Origin of the sequence: Lactiplantibacillus songbeiensis, assembly GCF_005405125.1 — a bacterium.
In the GTDB taxonomy this organism is placed as follows: Bacteria; Bacillota; Bacilli; order Lactobacillales; family Lactobacillaceae; genus Lactiplantibacillus; species Lactiplantibacillus songbeiensis.
Window position 1 is genome coordinate 1 of the sequence record NZ_BJDL01000001.1, and the last position, 18,284, is coordinate 18,284.

Genomic DNA, 18,284 nt, shown 5'->3' on the forward strand with positions numbered 1-18,284 from the left:
GCAAATGTTTGCTACCAATTCAAGAATTGATAGACCCTACACATTTGATTCGTCGAAACTTTGTTCAGTTTTCAAAGGTCTAAGTTCGTTCGTTGATTTCCTCAACGCAACTTAATTATCATAACATCTTAAGCATTTCATGTCAACATCTTTTTTTCAAGAAGTAACAACTCAATTTGTCATGCATTGCCGTTGCGACAACAGAAACAATCTTATCAATAACTGAAGAAGTTGTCAACAACTTTCTTCAATCAATTTTCAATTGGAAGGCACGCGGCTAAACGCTTTGTGCGCCTCAACAACGTATACTAATTTACCAATTATCACGGCCAATTGCAAGCCTTAAATTCAAAAAATAACCAGTCAATATAACCATGTTCAAAATTACATTCAAGCATTGTCCGGATATCAGCTGATAATGCCAATAATTGTCTGATTTTTCAAACAAACAACAAACAATACCAGATGTTCACAATCGTTAATCGCTGTATTGTTCGATAAAAGTAAAAATTCATTTTTCCAAAAAACTTTTTTAACTTGTTAGAAAAGTTCATCATTTCAAAGAAAAATGCCTTAAAGTAATCAAAAAAACGGCTTAAAGCTGATAATGCCAGCTTTAAACCGTTTTTTGTTACTTATCCTCTTCTGGACGCATCGTCGGGAACAACAAAACGTCGCGAATCGAATCAGCATCAGTCATTAACATAACCAGCCGATCAATCCCAATACCTAACCCACCAGTTGGCGGCATCCCATATTCCAAAGCTTCCACGAAGTCTTCATCAATATGTTCAGCTTCATCGTTACCAGCAGTCCGTTCAGCCGCTTGAGCCTCGAAACGTTGCCGTTGGTCGATTGGATCATTCAATTCACTAAAGGCATTGGCATACTCATTACCCAAAATGAATAATTCAAACCGATCTGTAAATCGAGGATCTTCAGCGTTCTTCTTAGCCAATGGCGAAATTTCCACTGGATGACCATAAATGAAAGTTGGTTCATTTAAAGTAGCTTCTACAAATTCTTCAAAGAAGGCATTAATAATATGACCAACCTTCCAATAAGATTCATACTTCACATGATGTTCATCAGCTAATTTCCGAGCATCATCTAAAGACATTGGCTGCCAGAAATCAATCCCAGTCTGGGCTTTGATTGCATCAACCATGTGTACCCGCTTGAATGGCTTATTTAAATCAACCGTCTGACCATGATAGGTAATAATCCCATCATCGGTCACAGCCTTAGCAGCAGCTTTGAAAATGCCTTCTGTTTCATCCATAACATCATGGAAGTCAAAATAAGCGACATAACTTTCAAGCATTGTAAATTCAGGGTTATGTTCCCGGTCCATCCCTTCATTCCGGAAGACCCGACCAATTTCATAAACCTTTTCCATGCCACCGACGATCAATCGCTTTAAATGTAATTCCAAAGCAATCCGCAAATACAAATCAATATTCAGCGCATTGTGATGTGTGATAAATGGGCGGGCAGAAGCACCACCTGCTTGGTTATGCAACATTGGCGTTTCAACTTCAATAAAGTCATTACTATCCAAATGATGACGAATTGCAGAGATAATCTTCGTCCGCTTCAAGAAACGGTCAAAACTGTCCCGGTTTGAGATCAGATCCAAATAACGTTGACGATAAATCTGTTCAACATTTTGTAAACCATGGAACTTATCTGGTAATGGCCGTAAAGCCTTCGATAAGAAAGTAACACCGGTTGCTTTTAAAGTTAATTCACCAGAATCAGTCTTGAAGACTTCCCCAGTAATCCCTAAAAAGTCGCCAATATCGGAGCGCTTAAAGATATGATAAACATCTTCACCGACAACGTCTTTACGAACGTATAACTGCATTTTGCCAGAACGGTCCCAAAGGTCAGCGAAACTAACCTTCCCTTTACCCCGTTTAGCTAGCATCCGTCCCGCAATTGTTGCGGTTGCCTTTTTTTCATTCAGCTCGTCTTTATCTTCATCACCATATTTAGCTTGCAAATCTGAAGCCAAATCAGTCCGTTCAAAACGGTGACCAAAGGGATCTACGCCTTCGTCACGTAACTCTTGCATTTTATCACGACGAACCTTAAGTTGGTCGTTCATCGTCTGTTCTTGTCGTGCCACTAGTGTTCCTCCATTTCTGTCTGGGACTAATTAGCAGTCATCCTGCGACTCACCAATCTTGCCAGTCTCAAACCAGCCAGTCCCATCAACTTCACTATACCTTTCAATTTTGACAATCAGTTAGCAAAAAAGCAAGCGAATTATTCACTTAACCGCTTTCGTTGCCAAATAAGTCGCCAATTGATCACTAAAGCGGTCTATGATCGTATCCATCGCCGCCAACGTGTCCGCTGACATTAACGCCACCTTGGGGCGAGTTGACCGTGGGATGCCTTTTAAATAGTACGAAACTTGTTGTCGGAACTCAAAACACCCCACTGTTTCACCCTTAACTGCCACTAGCCGATGTAATAACTCCTGCGCCATTTGCAACTTAGCTAGTGGACTAGGTGGCGTCAACAGCTCACCTGTCGCTAGATAATGCGTCGTCTGGCGTAAAATCCAAGGATTGCCCTGAATAGCGCGACCCATCATAACAGCATCGGCCCCCACTGTCGTTAACATGCGTTTGGCATCTGCTGGGGTCTGTACATCTCCATTACCGATAAACGGAATCGTCAAGGCAGCGGCCACTTGTTTTAGGATGGCCCAGTCGGCTTGTCCTTGGAACTTCTGCTGCCGTGTTCGACCATGCATCGCAACCGCACTAGCGCCTGCTCGTTCAGCTGCCAAGGCATTGTCTACTGCATATAAATGATCCATGTCCCAGCCAGTCCGCATCTTCACCGTCACCGGCTTATGGACAGCATCAGTAACAGCAGCGACCATCTCATAGACTTTCAATGGCTCTAATAGCCATTTAGCGCCCGCTTCAGTGCGAACCACTTTGTTAACTGGACAACCAAGGTTAATATCAATAATATCAGCAGTCGTCTGTTGGTCAACAAATTGTGCCGCTTGCACCAGTGTTTCTTTCGAGCCACCATAGATTTGGATACTCATCGGGTGTTCACGCGGATCAACTGTCATCATCGCTAAGGTCTTTTGATTATGATACATAATCCCTCGATCAGAGATCATCTCACAAACGACCAGACCAGCACCATACCCTTTACAAATGACCCGAAAAGCTGCATTGGTCACTCCGGCCATCGGTGCAACGACGACTCGGTTCCCAATCGTTACCTTGCCAATCTGCCAACTACCCGTTAATGCGGTTGCCACTAATCCTTCCCGTGAGCTTGTGCTAAGACAGCTTTTAAGTCAGCTTCTGAGAAGTGATACTCATTCCCACAAAAATGGCAAACCGCAGTTGCACCATGATCTTCATCAATCATGGCTTGGACATCAGCTTTAGGCAATGCTGCTAATGACCCTGCAAACCGTTTTTTAGAACAGTCACATTCAAACTTAACGGGCATTTTATCTAACACTTTAACATCGCCATCAAATAGCAATGCTAAAATATCTTCTGGTGTTTTGCCATCCCGTAATAGCTTCGAGACTAACGGCATATCTTTTAACTTAGCTTCAAGCGACCCAATCGCTTCATCAGTCGCATTCGGTAGGACTTGCACTAAAAAGCCCCCGGCGACACCAATTGAATTATCTTCATTAACAAAGACCGATAACCCAACAGCCGACGGGATCTGTTCAGACTGAGCCAAGTAATACGTAAAGTCTTCACCCAGTTCACCCGAAACTAACGGGACTTGACCCGTAAACGGATCACCAACACCTTGATCTTTAGTAACCGCTAAAAACCCTTCATGACCTACTGCGGCCCGGACGTCAATCTTATGCTGATCATTTAAAGGTAGATGAACATGGGGATGCTGCAGATAACCTTTAACGGTACCGTTCGCATTACCATCAACAACAATCCCGCCAACCGGACCATTCCCGTTAATTTTCACCGTTAGCTTTTCATCACCCTTAAGGACTGAAGACGCCAACAACAATGTACCCACGAGACTCCGACCCAATGCCGCCGAAGCTGCACTCCAGGTATCATGCCGCTGCTGGGCCTCACTAACCATAGCCGTGGCACTAACCGCATACGCCCGAAACATCTCATTACCGGCAATACTCTTCACTAAATAATCTTCCATTAATAAACTCCTCTACTGATGTTGTCTAAGTTGCACTTAAACAAACTAATTCATATTCTGATTAATGATACAACAGAAAAAGAGCCGAGACAAAGTCTCAGCTCTTTGTTTAATCTTTTGGTTAAGCTTGGCTATCTGAATCATCACCGGAAGTGGCCGCACTATCCGCACTTGCTTCGCTAGTCGCACTCGTCGCCACACTGGTTTCAGCAGAGTCTGCTGAAGTTGCTGTAGACGTTGCTTGCGATTCACTCGGGAAGTTTGGTTCGTCAGCCGCACTACTATCACTAGTCGTTTGACTTTGGGCTTGTTGCTTTTCAGCTTCACGCCGTTCCAACTCCCGCTTAGATTCTTCAAAGGTCGCTGCTTTTTCACTAGGAAATTCGCTGCCAGCCTTAGCAGGCATCTCCCCAGTCTTGAATAGGCTGAGAATCTGCTTTTCATCCAAGGTTTCATACTTCAATAAGGCTTCCGCAATCAACTTATGTTGTTCACGGTGTGATTGGATAATGTCGATCGCCGTTTGATGGGCTTCTTCAGCCAAGCGACGAATTTCATCATCAATCAATTGAGCCGTATGTTGCGAGAAGGCACTAGCGCCCATGCCTTGTTGGTAAGCCGCTTGCTGGTTGGCATTTTCCAATTCAACTGGGCCGAGCTTAGAACTCATCCCATATTGAGTGACCATGGCCCGCGCAATTTGCGTGGCTTGCTCAAAGTCATTGGAAGCACCGGATGATTGGGCATCGAAGATAATTTCTTCGGCGGCCCGGCCACCCATTAAACCAGCCATTTGTTCCTTGGCATCTCGTTTCGACATTAGCATCTGATCTTCCCGTGGAAGCATGATAGCGTAACCGCCAGCGCGACCCCGTGGGACAATCGTTACTTTGTGCACAACTCGAGCATCATTTAAGACTAACCCAACAATCGTATGACCAGCTTCATGGTACGCCACGGTTTCCCGTTCGTGCTTAGAAACAACGCGATCATGCTTAGCTGGACCAGCAATAACTCGGTCTTCAGCTTCATCTAAGTCCGAAGCATCGACTTGTTTCTTATTACGACGAGCAGCAAGTAATGCGGCTTCGTTCAATAAGTTTTCCAAGTCGGCCCCAACGAACCCAGGTGTTTGCTTAGCAATTTCTTTCAAATCAACGTCACTAGCCAATGGCTTATTCTTGGCGTGGACTTTCAAGATGGCTTCACGACCCTTGATATCTGGACGACCAACTAAGATCTTCCGGTCAAAACGACCTGGACGAAGTAAAGCTGGGTCTAAGACATCAGAACGGTTGGTTGCCGCCATGACGATAACACCTTCGTTACCCGTGAACCCATCCATTTCAACCAATAATTGGTTCAAGGTTTGTTCACGTTCATCATGACCGCCGCCCATGCCGTTACCACGTTGCCGACCAACCGCATCAATTTCATCAATAAAGATGATTGATGGGGCATTCTTCTTGGCTTGTTCAAATAGGTCCCGAACACGACTAGCCCCGACCCCGACGAACATTTCGACGAAATCTGAACCAGAGATTGAGAAGAATGGCACGGCTGCTTCACCAGCAACCGCCTTAGCTAGCAACGTCTTACCAGTACCCGGAGGCCCCTCGAGGAGTACTCCCGATGGTATCCGAGCACCTAAGGACACGAACTTGCGTGGATCCTTCAAGAATTCGACAACTTCGACCAATTCTTGCTTTTCTTCCTCTTCACCGGCAACATCTGAGAAACGAACTTTATTTTGCTTACTATCGGCTGGTTTCGCCTTCGTCTTACCAAAGTTCATGACCCGGTTGTTCCCGCCGCCTTGACCAGCTTGTCCCATCATCATATAGAATAGGAATACAAACAAAATCAATGGCGCGACATACATCAATAACGTGACCCAGATTCCGCTAGATTCTTCGGCTTTAGCCGTTAATTTAACGTTGTGTTGGTTGGCTAACTTAGAAACCTGTTCGACCGTGGAGTTGTTTTCAAGCATCGTCGTTGAAAACGAAGTCGTTTTCGACGATGAGCTGCTGGCAATCCCTAACGCATTAGTTGAAGAAACCTTTTGCGCTTTCCGGTATTGACCGGTTACCTTGTAGACGCCACCACTAGGCTGGATGCTAACGTTTTTGACGTTATCCTTGTCTAATTGTTTGACAAATTCGCTATAGCGGATATCTTGCGTTTGTGAGCCGGAGTTATTCCCAAAGAAGAAATAAATGATCCCCATTAAACTCAAAAAGATTAAGATATAAAACAAGCTATTACGAAAGAGTCCATTGCGTCGATTGTTCATATGTGCCTCCTTCATCGAAACTCTTATATACTGCTAAAAGCACGGTACTATACTTCGATAGTCTAAATAATAGCACATTTGACTATCATTGACCAATTATTTATGCTCGTAAATCGCTGGTTTTAAAATCCCAACGTACGGGAGGTTCCGGTAACGTTCGGCATAATCCAAACCATAGCCAACAACAAACTCATTTGGTACTTCAAAACCAATGTAATCTGCCTTGATATCGACTAAGCGACCAGCTGGTTTGTCCAATAAGGTACAGACCTTAACAGAGTTCACGTCACGGCGTTGTAATAGATCAACTAAAAACTTCAACGTCCGGCCGGTATCAATGATATCTTCAATCACTAACACATCGCGCCCGGTCACATCTGCATCTAAGTCCTTGGTTAATTGGACCTCGCCGCTCGAAATCGTCTCGTTACCATAGCTGGATAAGTTAATAAAATCAAGATCGGCATAAACATCCATTTCTCGAATAATATCCGTAGTAAATAAGACGGCACCCTTGAGTACACAAATAATTAATGGGTTCTTACCAGCATATTCCGTCGTTAATTCCTGACCTAGCTTTTGGGCAACTTGATGGATTTGTTCGCGACTGTAGAGTACTCGTTCAATGTCGTTGTTCATCGTTTCAGATGTGCTCCTTTCAACTCCGTATGTTTTAAGGCTAAAAATACTGTTCGCGTGGCGGTGGTGGGCTGTCGGTAACTGAACTTATGGCCAACGACCCATAACACCGTATCGTGGGCATTCACTAATACTTGCACTAACGCCCGCTGTGCAACTGGCACCTTTTGATCAATTAAAATGCGCCGGACCTTTTGATGACCACCGCCCTTTAACTGCACTAGATCATTCGCTTGCCACGGCCGCCACTGTAACGGCCAATCATCATCAGTTAATGGAAATGGTTGACTAGTTGGTAGCGCGGCCTGTTCAAAAACACCCACGACTTGGGTCGCAGTAATTTTCTGCCATTGGTTTAAGTCTACCATATTTTTTTCAACCGGCCTTAACTTTTTAACCCTTTTTTTAAGCGGTTGAATCGCAACCAAGCCAGTCGCTTTTGTCAGTTGCCAATCATGATTCAACGGGAGCCGTCCCGTTGGCAATTGCGAGTTTTGTAACCAATGAGCTACTGGACCTAACTTTAGCTGACTAAACTGCGTATCAGTCCCTTGGGTCAGCCAAGCTTGTAACACTGGCAACTGCCAGCTGCTAGGCAGTTGTTGCCACGCATCAACGGTCAATTGCTTTTTTTGAGTCGTGACAGTCGGCAATAATCCCCTAATCATTTCAGTTTGCGCCATCAATAACTGTTGTAACTGTTGTTCATAGCTGGCCACATGCGCTAAGAAAGCTGGATTAAGCTGCGTTAGTTCCGGAACGACCCGGTGACGTAGTCGATTGCGGGTTAGTTCAACATCTGCATTCGTCGCATCCTCATACCAGGTCACTCCCTGAGCTTGAGCGTACTCACGCAATTGTCCTTTTGACCAAGTCAACAAGGGACGTACCAGCTGACCGGTGTAAAATGGGCGGGCAGCCTGAATGCCAACCAACTGTGCCAAGTCACCTCCACGCGCTAACTTCATCAGATAAGTTTCCGCTTGATCATTAGCATGATGAGCCGTTAATACCGCAGCAGCTTGTGTTGCCGTTATCAACTGACCAAAAAAGGTATAGCGAAACTGACGGGCAGCGGCTTCGATACCCGTCTTCGGGTGCAACCTAACTGGCCAGTCTGTCAGCTTCAACGTTAACTGGTGTTGCTGACAATATTTAGTTAAATAGGCGGCTTCCGTTTGACTCTGGGCACGTAGATGATGATTAACGTGTGCGACGATCAGTTGAGGCCGCTGCTGACTAGGTAACTGCTCGAGCAAGGTTAATAGCGCCATCGAGTCGACTCCTGTAGATACTGCTACGATGACTGTAACCTCGGGATCTAATAGTTGCTGAGCCGCTAGTTGTCGTTTAAATTGTTGAATAGGCGTCATGATTGTTCCCGCTTTCAAATTTGCTGACAATAAAAGCGCCAGACAGTGTCTTGGCGCTTACTTTTTTTACTTTAGTGATTACTCATAGAAATTGGTGTTCATCCCTGAAAAACTAACTACGACGGCCGCCACGACCACCGCGTTTGCCTTCTGTATTCCGCTTCAAAGTCGTTAAGCGATCTTCGCTTTCCTTCAAGAAGCCAGACATCAAGGAGTCAAAATCTTGTTTCTTATTTTCATGTTGTCGTGGTTGGAAACGACCGCCGCCGTTACCGCCCCGACTATGAAAGTTATTAGTACGTTGATGGTTCCCGTTGCCTTGGTGGTCGTTACGATCGAAATGACCGTGATTATTACCTTGGTGATTGCCACCTTGATGGTTATTGCTACTATGATGATTGTCATGTTCGCGATGCTGGTGTTCCCCTTCAGGATGATCCACCGCTTTACGAATTGACAACCCAATCTTACCATCGTTACCAACTGATAACACTTTGACGGTCACGTCATCGCCGACACTCAAAACATCATGAATATCTTTAACGAATCCATCGGAAACTTCACTGATATGCACCAGCCCCGTTTGATTGTTACCTAAGTTCACGAAGGCACCAAAATTGGTGATTCCGGATACTTTACCAGTGACTTTCGTACCTACTTCAATTGCCATAAAAAAAGTTGTTCCTCCTATGAAATAATGGTTTTAGTATAGCATACATTACGCTAGCTTGAATGAAATAATTTAATGCCAATATTAAATGGTCTACCCGTTAAAAGCGGTTCTCAGACCCGTTTTAATTAGCCGTTACGTCCGAAGCATTATCATTTGGTAAGCTATAAACTGTCTCACCGGTTTTCGTATAATCATACTTTGATCGCAAAAGCTTTTGTAAGTAATCCTTATTATTCAGCTGCTTAATCTGCGTCTCAAGCTTCGTATGTTGCGTACGGGCTTGATTCAACTTTACTTGACTGGTGGCAACCTGACGATTAACCCCTTGCAAACTTGCGCGGGTATTGATCAATTGGAAGCCAAAGAACAATAACAACGCCCCAAATACCGCGACAATCGTAATAAACCGGCGCCGCCGCACTTGCAACCGACGCTGTTGATACCCATGCTGATTAGAAGCTACTTGTCGCGAATAGTCATTATCCAACTGCTTGATCTTATTATGAGCACCGTTCGTCATGCTTGCCAGTCCTTTCAAATCGTGTTGCCTAAATTATACCAACTTAAAACCGCCGTGTAAACGACATCATTAGGATTAGACCAATGTTTTCAGTTAATTTTCATTTCCATTAAATTGAACCAAAACAGCCCGCTTAGTTTGCTACCAGCTTGCATGAGACAACTACGCAAAAATGTCTACTTGCCGTGCGACAATCATAGTAAACATTGATTGCCGTCTCCGTTGACCAGCACGTTCGCGGTGGGGCAGACCTGCAGCCAAAGAGCGGTCTGCAGGGCACTTGTTAGCCGAAAATCACGTCTAGCAAGCTGGCCCAATCACTAAGGCCGGAAAAATCACCGGTCTAAGTGATTCGACACGGCGAACATGCTGGTCACTGCGACTCATATTAGTTTTAATAAGATACTTGATGATAGCTAATATTACCACCTGCAAAATTAGTTGTTTAACGCCTTGGAATATCATAAGCGATATTATCAAATATTTTAGGAACTAATCTCCCAGCTAAAAATACTGGGTTTAAGCAATCATTAATTGATACATACTCATCAATTAACGCCGGGCGGGTCAGAATTGGCTCAGTGGTGTCGTTTTACTTAATCGGTGATTTTCCGATTTAGTAAAAGCCCGGCTTATGAGACCGCACTATGGCTCATAAATGCGGCCACCACGTTCCAGCCGATTCTGGCCCAACCAGAGTGGCAAACTTTACCAATCTCGAGATGTTGTAGCTAGTAAGTAGCCTATTGTTCCCGATAGTCCGTCTTGTAGTCTTCGCTAACGATATCGTACATTAGTTCAGCATCGTTTTTCTTAGTAGTTTCTAGTAATTGGGTCACTTTGACCGTCAACGTCTTGTTCCCAAACGCAATAATCAACTCATCGCCTACGCTAACTGTTGATGATGACTTGCCAACTTTACCGTTGATTTGAATCCGCCCTTTATCAGCGATTTCTTTGGCGACGGTGCGCCGTTTAATAATCCGTGAAACTTTCAAAAATTTATCTAAACGCATACTCATTAGTTATGTTCCTTTCCTTTAGCAACAACTTTAATCAGTCGTTTACCATATGGCAGCACTAGCCATTCACGAATCGTGAATAACCGGACCGCCACTGAACCGACAACAAACACGATCACCCCAATTAAAACACCAACTAGGGTAATCAAGCCGGCCATCCCGCGATAATTAGCCATCACGGGCCCGACTAAGGCGCGAATTTCACGACTCGTCAATAAAACAACTAAGCCCATCACACCGCTAACTAACAATAATTTAATCAAATAGCCGCTTTCCAGCAAAACCTGCCGTAAATCTTCCGGCGAACCAAGCCACATCACTGCGAACATGACCGCTAAGCTCAGTACAGTCGCTAAGCTGGCACCATTAATGCCGAAATGAACGACCATTTGATAATTTAACAACATTTTAACCGCCAAACCAGCAATAATGCCAATAATCATCGCCGTATATTGGTCCAAACTCTGTAAGACACTCGTATAAGTGGTAATCAACGCGGCAAACAAAATACTAAAGACATAGACTCGAAGCGCCGTTGTGCCTTCCATCGACCCAAATAACAACCGATTGATCTGTGGCATTAAAGCCACTAAACCGACAGTTGCCGCCATTGATAAGGCTAAGCTGACATGGACCATTGCGCGCGTATGCCGCTTGAATTCAATCAATTGCCGTTTGGCCAACGCATTGGTCAAAGCCGGTAGTAAAGTTGCAGAAAATGACGTTGCCACTACTAATCCCAATTGAACTAGCGGTTGCCCACGGTCATAGACCCCTTTTAACGACTTGGCAAAATCAATCGGCAGGCCTTGCCGCGTCAAGCCCCGCATCACCGAAAATGAATCAATCAGCTGCAATAAAATGACGACGGCTGCAACTAAACATAACGTACCGCCCTCAACTATGAAGCGTTTCGTCAAAGTCCGATAGTCTGGTAATGGCTTGGTCGGTGTTGGTGCAGGGGCTAAGATATGTCGCAATCCAAAGCTGACAAAGATCAACGACGAACAGATCGCTGCAATTGCCGCTGAACTCATCGCCCAAGTGCCCATATGATAATCGTCCCAGCCCCGATGTAATCCGAAGTATGCAGCCATAATAATCACTGCTACCCGCACGGTTTGTTCGATCAACTGAGAAACGGCAGTCGGACCCATCAGGAATTTACCTTGGTAATACCCCCGACCGGTTGCTAACCACGGCATGAATAGAAACATCCAAGCCACCGCATCAATAATCGGAGCTAAACGACCATCGCCCATCCGCACCGCCAGCCAATTAGCCCCCAACTGCAAGCCAATAAACAGCACTAGCGATAGTCCGCTTAAGATATGAAAGGCACGCCGGGCGATCAATGATTGACTCGTCTCATCCGGCTGTTCCGCCACGAGTTTAGAAATAAAGGTTGGAAACCCATTCAAGGCAAAGGTCATCCCTAAACCATAGATGGGATAAATCTGTTGGTAAACATAAAAACCGGTATTACCAACCATATTTTGAAATGGAATCCGGTACACCGCACTCAAAATCTTGGCCACTAATGACGAGATGGAAAGTATTAGGGCGCCCCGGAACATGGTGTTCAGGTGATCTTTTGGCATCACAAATCCCTTCTACCGATTACTTGCTCGGTGTGGCCGCAGGTGTCGGCACCAAAATGGCCCCTAACTGTTGCACAAATAATGTCAGCTGATTAAGCCAAGCATCTTCTTGCATCTGCGGTTGAATCACTAATTTAACCTTCATTTTATCATCATCAATCCCGACTGTCGCTCGTAATTTCGTTTTTGCTAAGGCCTTAAAGATATCTTTAGTATCTAGCTTAGCCGTTCCTTGCTTGGATAACGTCAGATGTAAGTCACTATCAGTGCGTTGGATCTTTTCAATCAAGGCGTCATCGGCTAGCATTTTCAACTTACCAACTGCCAACAAACCAGCAACTTCACTCGGATAGTCACCGAACCGGTCAATCAAGTCAGCTTGGACTTCCAAATACTGATCGTTATTTTCTAATTGCCGAATCCGCTTGTAGATTTCAATCTTTTGGCGTTCATCTTCAATATAAGTGGATGGTAAGTAAGCTTCAATGCCCAACTCAATCGTGGCATCGGTCTTCACTTTAGCTGTCTGACCGCGCTTCTTAGCCACGGCTTCTGATAACATCTGCGTATACAGATCATACCCAACTGAATCAATAAAGCCATGTTGCTGCTTACCAAGCAAATTACCAGCACCCCGGATCGACAAATCACGCATCGCAATCTTAAAACCAGACCCTAATTCAGTAAAGTCTTTAATCGCTTGTAGTCGTTTTTCGCCAACTTCAGTCAACACTTTATTCTGTTGGTAAGTAAAGTACGCGTAGGCAACGCGACTACTCCGTCCGATCCGGCCCCGCAATTGATAAAGTTGTGACAAACCCATATGATCGGCATTTTCAACGAACAAAGTATTCACATTAGGAATATCGACTCCAGTTTCAATAATGGTGGTCGTAACCAACACATCGTATTCACCGCGAATGAAGTCGTATAAGATGCCTTCCAATTGTGATTCCGGCATCTGACCATCAATGTGGGCGACCGCCGCTTCCGGGACTAAAGCTTTAATCTGGGCGACGACTTTATCAATATCGTGGACTCGATTATGCAAGTAAAAGACTTGGCCGTTCCGTTGCATTTCACGTTCAATACCTTCTTTAACGACGCCAAAGTTTTGTTCCATAACGTAAGTCTGAATTGGATAACGGTTAGTTGGTGGTGTTTCAATCACTGACAAATCCCGTACACCGAGCATCGACATGTGCAAGGTCCGTGGAATTGGCGTCGCTGTCAACGTCAAAACATCAACGCTCGACTTCAACTCTTTCAGCCGTTCCTTATGCTTAACGCCGAACCGTTGCTCTTCATCAATAATCAACAGTCCTAGATCAGCAAAGTTCACATCTTTAGATAAGAGACGGTGCGTCCCGACCACAATATCCAATTCACCATCTTTAAGCTGCTTGACAGTTTCCTTCATTTCTTTTCCGGTCCGGAAACGAGATAACATCCCGACATTGACTGGGTAACCTTCAAACCGATTAAGCATCGTCTCATAATGTTGTTGCGCTAAAATCGTCGTCGGCACAAGAAAGGCGACTTGTTTACCGGCTTCAATCGCTTTAAATGCCGCCCGCAACGCGACTTCGGTCTTCCCATAGCCAACATCTCCGACCAACAAACGGTCCATTGGCTTGGGCTTTTCCATATCATGCTTGATTTCGTCAATCGACCGCAACTGATCGGGCGTTTCAGCATATGGAAATTCATTATCGAATTCCGTCTGATAACTATCATCCGGCGCATACGCATAACCAACTTCAGCCTCGCGTTGCGCATATAATTCAACCAACTCATCCGCGATATCTTCAATTTTAGCCGCAACTTTGCGCTTAGCCTTGGTCCATTCAGTACCGCCTAACTTGTTAATCTTCGGTGTCTTGGATTCTGACGAAACGTACTTCTGAACGAGATTTAGCTGGGTCACCGGAATAAAGATCTTCGCATTATTCTGGTAAGCGATTGTAATGTAGTCTTGATGGACACCATCGACTTCCAGCGTCTCCATCCCGATATACTTCCCAATCCCATGATTAACGTGCACGACGTAATCACCAGGCTTTAAGTCGGTATAACTCTTCAGCCGTTCCGCATTGGCTAACGTTTGCCGCCGAGGCCGCTTCTTGGCCACTTTTTTAAACATTTCTTGTTCGGTCACAACAACTAAATGACCATCTGGAAATTCAAAGCCGTTCTGCAAAGAACCTTGGACAATCTGTACCACGCCGGTCTGCAAATTTTCCGCCTTAGTCATGACCGCGTCAATCTCGAAATCATCTAAGGTATTGCTGACCTTGGTCAACCGCTCCGCTTCTGAGACCATCAAGACGACGGTCTGATTAAGCTTATGCCAGCGGTCTAATTCCGTTTTCAGGGCTGGCAATTGACCGAAGAACTCTTGCATCGGTCGTGTCCGAACATTGGTAATCTGAGCTAAACGCACATTACCAATCCCTTTTTGAAAGAGTGAGACTAGTAACTGAGCATGGGCATCGTCCTTCAACAAATCTCGGATATCGTTACCATAGTCAGCCGTTGATAGGACCCGATGATGTGCCAATTGATCGGTGACCCAATTGGCTTCTTCTTGTAACAACTGTTGCTCGCCATCCAAAATCCGCGAATACTCATCAAATAGCACGACCCCATCGGTTGGTAGATAATCCAAAATACTGGTTTTACTACCATATAAGTAGGACCCATACAGCAACAAGTCATTACCGATTAACCCTTTGCGCATATCTGACAACGGTTGCGCCAAGTTATCGGCTAAGGTTTGCCGATCAGCGGGATCTAGCTGCTTACTTTCGGCTGCCATCGCTTTGGTCAATCGTTCTGCCCCGGCCGTCATCATGGCTTGGGTCAAGATAAAGTCCGTAGCCGGCAACACGGTAAACGTCTCTAAGTTGTCAACCGAGCGCTGTGTTTCAGGATCAAAGTACTTCAACGTATCAATTTCAGTGTCGAACAAATCTAATCGTAACGGATAGTCGGCATCCAGAGGATAAATATCCACAATTGAACCGCGGACCGCAAAATCACCAGGCCGCGCAACTAATTTTTCTTTTAAGTAGCCCATATCATGTAACTGGACTTGGATCTGTTCTAAATCAATATCTTGACCAACCGTTAACGTTAATGCCGCTGACTTAAACTGGGCAACTGGTGGTAAGAACCGCCGTGCGCCCGCAACCGATGTGACCACCACAGCTGGCTGATCACTAATTAACGCATTCAGGGCTTCGACTCGTTGTGCCCGATACTCCGGTGAACTGGTCGCAAGTTCGGCCGCCACCATTTCTTCAGCGGGAAACAAAAAGACCTGATCATCGCTTAACAGGCTCGTTAAATCATCGACCAATTGACTGGCATGAAAGCCATTATCCGTCACAATCAGGATTGAATGTGTCAACTGGTTAAAAAGCGCACTCACGTATGCGGTGCGGGCTGAGCCATTTAGACCGGTCACCAATTGCCGACTACCGGGACTAATGCCCGCTAAAATCGTCTGAAAATCCGGGGTCTGTTCAATAATCGCTTCTATATCCATGGCGACTTCCTTCCTACCTAGTTATACTGATTCATCACAGCCGCAAAATCAGTCCCAGCTAACCAGGACTCTACCGCTGCAACTGCTGTAATTTTGGCATCATTAAATAGTGGCAACTGAGCTGGGGTGAATTTACCAAGCACATAATCCACTACACTCATCTTTTGGGGATGCTCAATCCCCACTTTTACCCGTTTAAAATGCTGATCACCCACGTGACTTAAAATACTTTTAATCCCATTATGACCACCTGCTGAACCCTTTTGCTTCAAGCGAACTTTGCCCAATGGTAGATCCAGATCATCATGGACGACCAGTAGCTCAGCCGGATCAATATTGTAGTAAGTCATCAACGGTCCAACGGCACGACCAGAATCATTCATATAAGTTGATGGCTTGACCAATAACACTTTTTCACCGTTAACAAAGGCTGTTGCTACTTCGGCTTCAAACTTACTCGTTTTAAAATCGACATTTAATTTAGCCGCAATCTCATCGACAATCATAAAGCCGACATTGTGCCGCGTCTGGGCATATTTAGCCCCAATATTTCCTAAACCAACGATCATTTTCATCATGAACACTTAACTCCTCTAGGTTGTTGACATGCAAAACAGGCCGAATCAGGCTCACCCTGATTCGGCAGTGCCGAACGAACTTGTTCACCAGTTCACTAAACCAACTGGTCTCATTTTTCAGTGCAATTAGTATACCATACTCCCCGCAACCGAGCATGTGTCAAGCATTGTTTGTTAGTTATGACAATTTGATTAAAGCGATTACATTTAGAACGACTTTCTGTCAATCATCATGCTATAATGGAAGCGTTGGAAACAATAAATTTTCGTTATGAGAGGATGACTTATTTTGTCAAGCATGCCAAACCATCAAAAAGTTGTGTTAGTCGGCGATGGCGCCGTAGGATCTAGTTACGCTTTCGCCATGGCCCAACAAGGAATTGCTGAAGAATTTGTGATTGTCGACGTTATTAAAGATCGGACTAAGGGTGACGCCCTCGATCTTGAAGACGCTCAAGCTTTTACCGCTCCCAAGAAGATTTACTCAGGAGAATATTCTGACTGCAAAGACGCTGATTTAGTTGTGATTACTGCCGGTGCCCCACAAAAGCCCGGTGAATCACGTTTAGACTTAGTGAACAAGAACTTAAATATCTTATCAACGATCGTTAAACCAATCGTTGACGCTGGCTTTAATGGCATCTTTTTAGTTGCCGCTAACCCAGTGGATATCTTGACTTATGCCACTTGGAAATTCTCTGGTTTCCCAAAGGATCGCGTTATCGGTTCTGGGACGTCACTCGATTCATCCCGTTTGCGGGTCGCTTTAGGCAAGCAATTTAACGTCGACCCACGTTCCGTTGATGCTTACATCATGGGTGAACACGGTGATACTGAATTTGCTGCTTACTCAACCGCAACTATCGGGACACGTCCCGTACGTGAAGTTGCTAAGGAACAGGGCTTAACCGATGATGACTTGGCCAAACTAGAAGATGGCGTTCGTAACAAAGCTTACGACATCATCAACTTAAAAGGTGCAACCTTCTACGGTATCGGGACCGCGTTAATGCGGATTTCGAAAGCCATCCTTCGTGATGAAAATGCGATTTTGCCAGTTGGCGCCTACATGGACGGCCAATATGGCTTAAACGATATCTTTATCGGGACCCCAGCTGTGATTGGCGGAACTGGCTTGAAGTCAATCATCGAATCACCATTATCAGATGACGAATTACAAAAGATGCAAGACTCAGCCGCAACCTTGAAGAAAGTTTTAAACGATGGGTTAGCTGAATTAGAAAACAAATAATGATTTAGTATTGGCAGTGTCGTCCTGGTTTGGATGACACTGCTTTTTTTAGTTCTGAATTGCCGCTCCGGGCGGACTGGAGTGATGCTGGAACGTGGTGACCACGTTTGAAAGCCTGGGGGACGGGCTTTGACTAAGGCCGGAAAATCACCAGCCTAAGTCAAACGACACCACTGAGCATCATCCAGCCCGCCTGCGCTATTTAATCTGATGATCGTGATTGGCTATGTAGTCAATGAGCACGTCGTCATACTAGTAGTGGCTAGTTGCTAAAATATTGGAAAGCCATTTCTAATTTTGAAGTCTTTAAATAGTTCGCCGATTAAGAAACCCAATGACCCAACTGAGTCGTAACGCCCCCGTTGCTTAACGCCGGGCGGGCCAGAATTGGCTCAGTGGTGTCATTTATCTTAGTCGTGGGTTTCGACTTAGATAAAGCCCGGCTTGCGAGACCGCTCTTCGGCTCGCAAACGCGGCCACCACGTTCCAGCCAATTCTGGACCAACCAGAGTGGCAAATTTAACTTACTCGATCTAACATTAGCACGTGCTACTAATTGTTAATTAACTTTTTTCTAACAACGCTTCCAGCCCTCACG

The 18,284-nt window shown here is 45.0% G+C and carries 13 protein-coding genes; 1 reads left to right on the top strand and 12 read right to left on the bottom strand.

Annotation, left to right across the window (positions count from 1 at the left end):
* Nucleotides 1-631: 631 nt before the first annotated feature.
* The 12 genes from lysS to pth all read right to left on the bottom strand — a co-directional run bounded on the left by lysS (nt 632) and on the right by pth (nt 16,431).
* Complete coding sequence (lysS, locus tag FFM77_RS00005; RefSeq protein ID WP_137633696.1) at nt 632-2,131, bottom strand: lysine--tRNA ligase; 1,500 nt, start codon at nt 2,129-2,131, stop codon at nt 632-634.
* 144 nt (nt 2,132-2,275) lie between these two features.
* Entirely contained in the window at nt 2,276-3,295 is a 1,020-nt protein-coding gene (dusB, locus tag FFM77_RS00010) for a tRNA dihydrouridine synthase DusB (RefSeq protein ID WP_223876731.1), read from the bottom strand.
* Nucleotides 3,295-4,182, bottom strand: a complete 888-nt coding sequence (gene hslO, locus FFM77_RS00015) for an Hsp33 family molecular chaperone HslO (protein WP_137633697.1) — start codon at nt 4,180-4,182, stop codon at nt 3,295-3,297. Before hslO ends, dusB begins: the two co-directional genes overlap by 1 nt.
* Nucleotides 4,183-4,303: 121 nt before the next feature.
* A complete protein-coding gene (gene ftsH / locus FFM77_RS00020) occupies nt 4,304-6,478 on the bottom strand; it encodes an ATP-dependent zinc metalloprotease FtsH (RefSeq protein ID WP_137633698.1) in 2,175 nt (724 codons plus the stop codon).
* 96 nt (nt 6,479-6,574) lie between these two features.
* Nucleotides 6,575-7,117 (bottom strand): hypoxanthine phosphoribosyltransferase, encoded by a 543-nt coding sequence (gene hpt, locus FFM77_RS00025; RefSeq protein ID WP_137633699.1) that lies wholly within the window; start codon nt 7,115-7,117, stop codon nt 6,575-6,577.
* On the bottom strand, nt 7,114-8,490 hold the full coding sequence (gene tilS / locus FFM77_RS00030; protein WP_137633700.1) for a tRNA lysidine(34) synthetase TilS: 1,377 nt from the start codon (nt 8,488-8,490) through the stop codon (nt 7,114-7,116). Before tilS ends, hpt begins: the two co-directional genes overlap by 4 nt.
* 112 nt (nt 8,491-8,602) lie before the next feature.
* Nucleotides 8,603-9,160, bottom strand: coding sequence for a S1 domain-containing RNA-binding protein (locus FFM77_RS00035; protein ID WP_137633701.1), 558 nt, complete (start codon nt 9,158-9,160; stop codon nt 8,603-8,605).
* Between the two features lie 124 nt (nt 9,161-9,284).
* Nucleotides 9,285-9,683, bottom strand: coding sequence for an FtsB family cell division protein (locus tag FFM77_RS00040; RefSeq protein ID WP_137633702.1), 399 nt, complete (start codon nt 9,681-9,683; stop codon nt 9,285-9,287).
* A 743-nt stretch (nt 9,684-10,426) separates the two neighbouring features.
* Nucleotides 10,427-10,699, bottom strand: a complete 273-nt coding sequence (locus tag FFM77_RS00045; RefSeq protein ID WP_171001029.1) for an RNA-binding S4 domain-containing protein — start codon at nt 10,697-10,699, stop codon at nt 10,427-10,429.
* 5 nt (nt 10,700-10,704) lie between these two features.
* A complete protein-coding gene (locus tag FFM77_RS00050) occupies nt 10,705-12,306 on the bottom strand; it encodes a putative polysaccharide biosynthesis protein (RefSeq protein ID WP_137633704.1) in 1,602 nt (533 codons plus the stop codon).
* Between the two features lie 19 nt (nt 12,307-12,325).
* Nucleotides 12,326-15,856 carry a transcription-repair coupling factor gene (mfd, locus tag FFM77_RS00055; RefSeq protein ID WP_137633705.1) on the bottom strand — a complete coding sequence of 1,177 codons (3,531 nt, stop codon included), beginning with the start codon at nt 15,854-15,856 and terminating at the stop codon, nt 12,326-12,328.
* A 17-nt stretch (nt 15,857-15,873) separates the two neighbouring features.
* Nucleotides 15,874-16,431 (bottom strand): aminoacyl-tRNA hydrolase, encoded by a 558-nt coding sequence (gene pth / locus FFM77_RS00060; RefSeq protein ID WP_137633813.1) that lies wholly within the window; start codon nt 16,429-16,431, stop codon nt 15,874-15,876.
* A 292-nt stretch (nt 16,432-16,723) separates the two neighbouring features.
* On the opposite strand from pth, the gene FFM77_RS00065 reads away from it, so the two are divergent.
* Nucleotides 16,724-17,686 (top strand): L-lactate dehydrogenase, encoded by a 963-nt coding sequence (locus FFM77_RS00065; protein ID WP_137633706.1) that lies wholly within the window; start codon nt 16,724-16,726, stop codon nt 17,684-17,686.
* Nucleotides 17,687-18,284 lie beyond the last annotated feature (598 nt).

What these genes read in the sequence shown, in the direction of transcription:
- hslO (WP_137633697.1), bottom strand. Translation starts at nt 4,182, where the DNA reads ATGGAAGATTATTTAGTGAAGAGTATTGCCGGTAATGAGATGTTTCGG.
- ftsH (WP_137633698.1), bottom strand. Translation starts at nt 6,478, where the DNA reads ATGAACAATCGACGCAATGGACTCTTTCGTAATAGCTTGTTTTATATC.
- hpt (WP_137633699.1), bottom strand. Translation starts at nt 7,117, where the DNA reads ATGAACAACGACATTGAACGAGTACTCTACAGTCGCGAACAAATCCAT.
- tilS (WP_137633700.1), bottom strand. Translation starts at nt 8,490, where the DNA reads ATGACGCCTATTCAACAATTTAAACGACAACTAGCGGCTCAGCAACTA.
- FFM77_RS00035 (WP_137633701.1), bottom strand. Translation starts at nt 9,160, where the DNA reads ATGGCAATTGAAGTAGGTACGAAAGTCACTGGTAAAGTATCCGGAATC.
- FFM77_RS00040 (WP_137633702.1), bottom strand. Translation starts at nt 9,683, where the DNA reads ATGACGAACGGTGCTCATAATAAGATCAAGCAGTTGGATAATGACTAT.
- FFM77_RS00045 (WP_171001029.1), bottom strand. Translation starts at nt 10,699, where the DNA reads ATGCGTTTAGATAAATTTTTGAAAGTTTCACGGATTATTAAACGGCGC.
- FFM77_RS00050 (WP_137633704.1), bottom strand. Translation starts at nt 12,306, where the DNA reads ATGCCAAAAGATCACCTGAACACCATGTTCCGGGGCGCCCTAATACTT.
- mfd (WP_137633705.1), bottom strand. Translation starts at nt 15,856, where the DNA reads ATGGATATAGAAGCGATTATTGAACAGACCCCGGATTTTCAGACGATT.
- pth (WP_137633813.1), bottom strand. Translation starts at nt 16,431, where the DNA reads ATGAAAATGATCGTTGGTTTAGGAAATATTGGGGCTAAATATGCCCAG.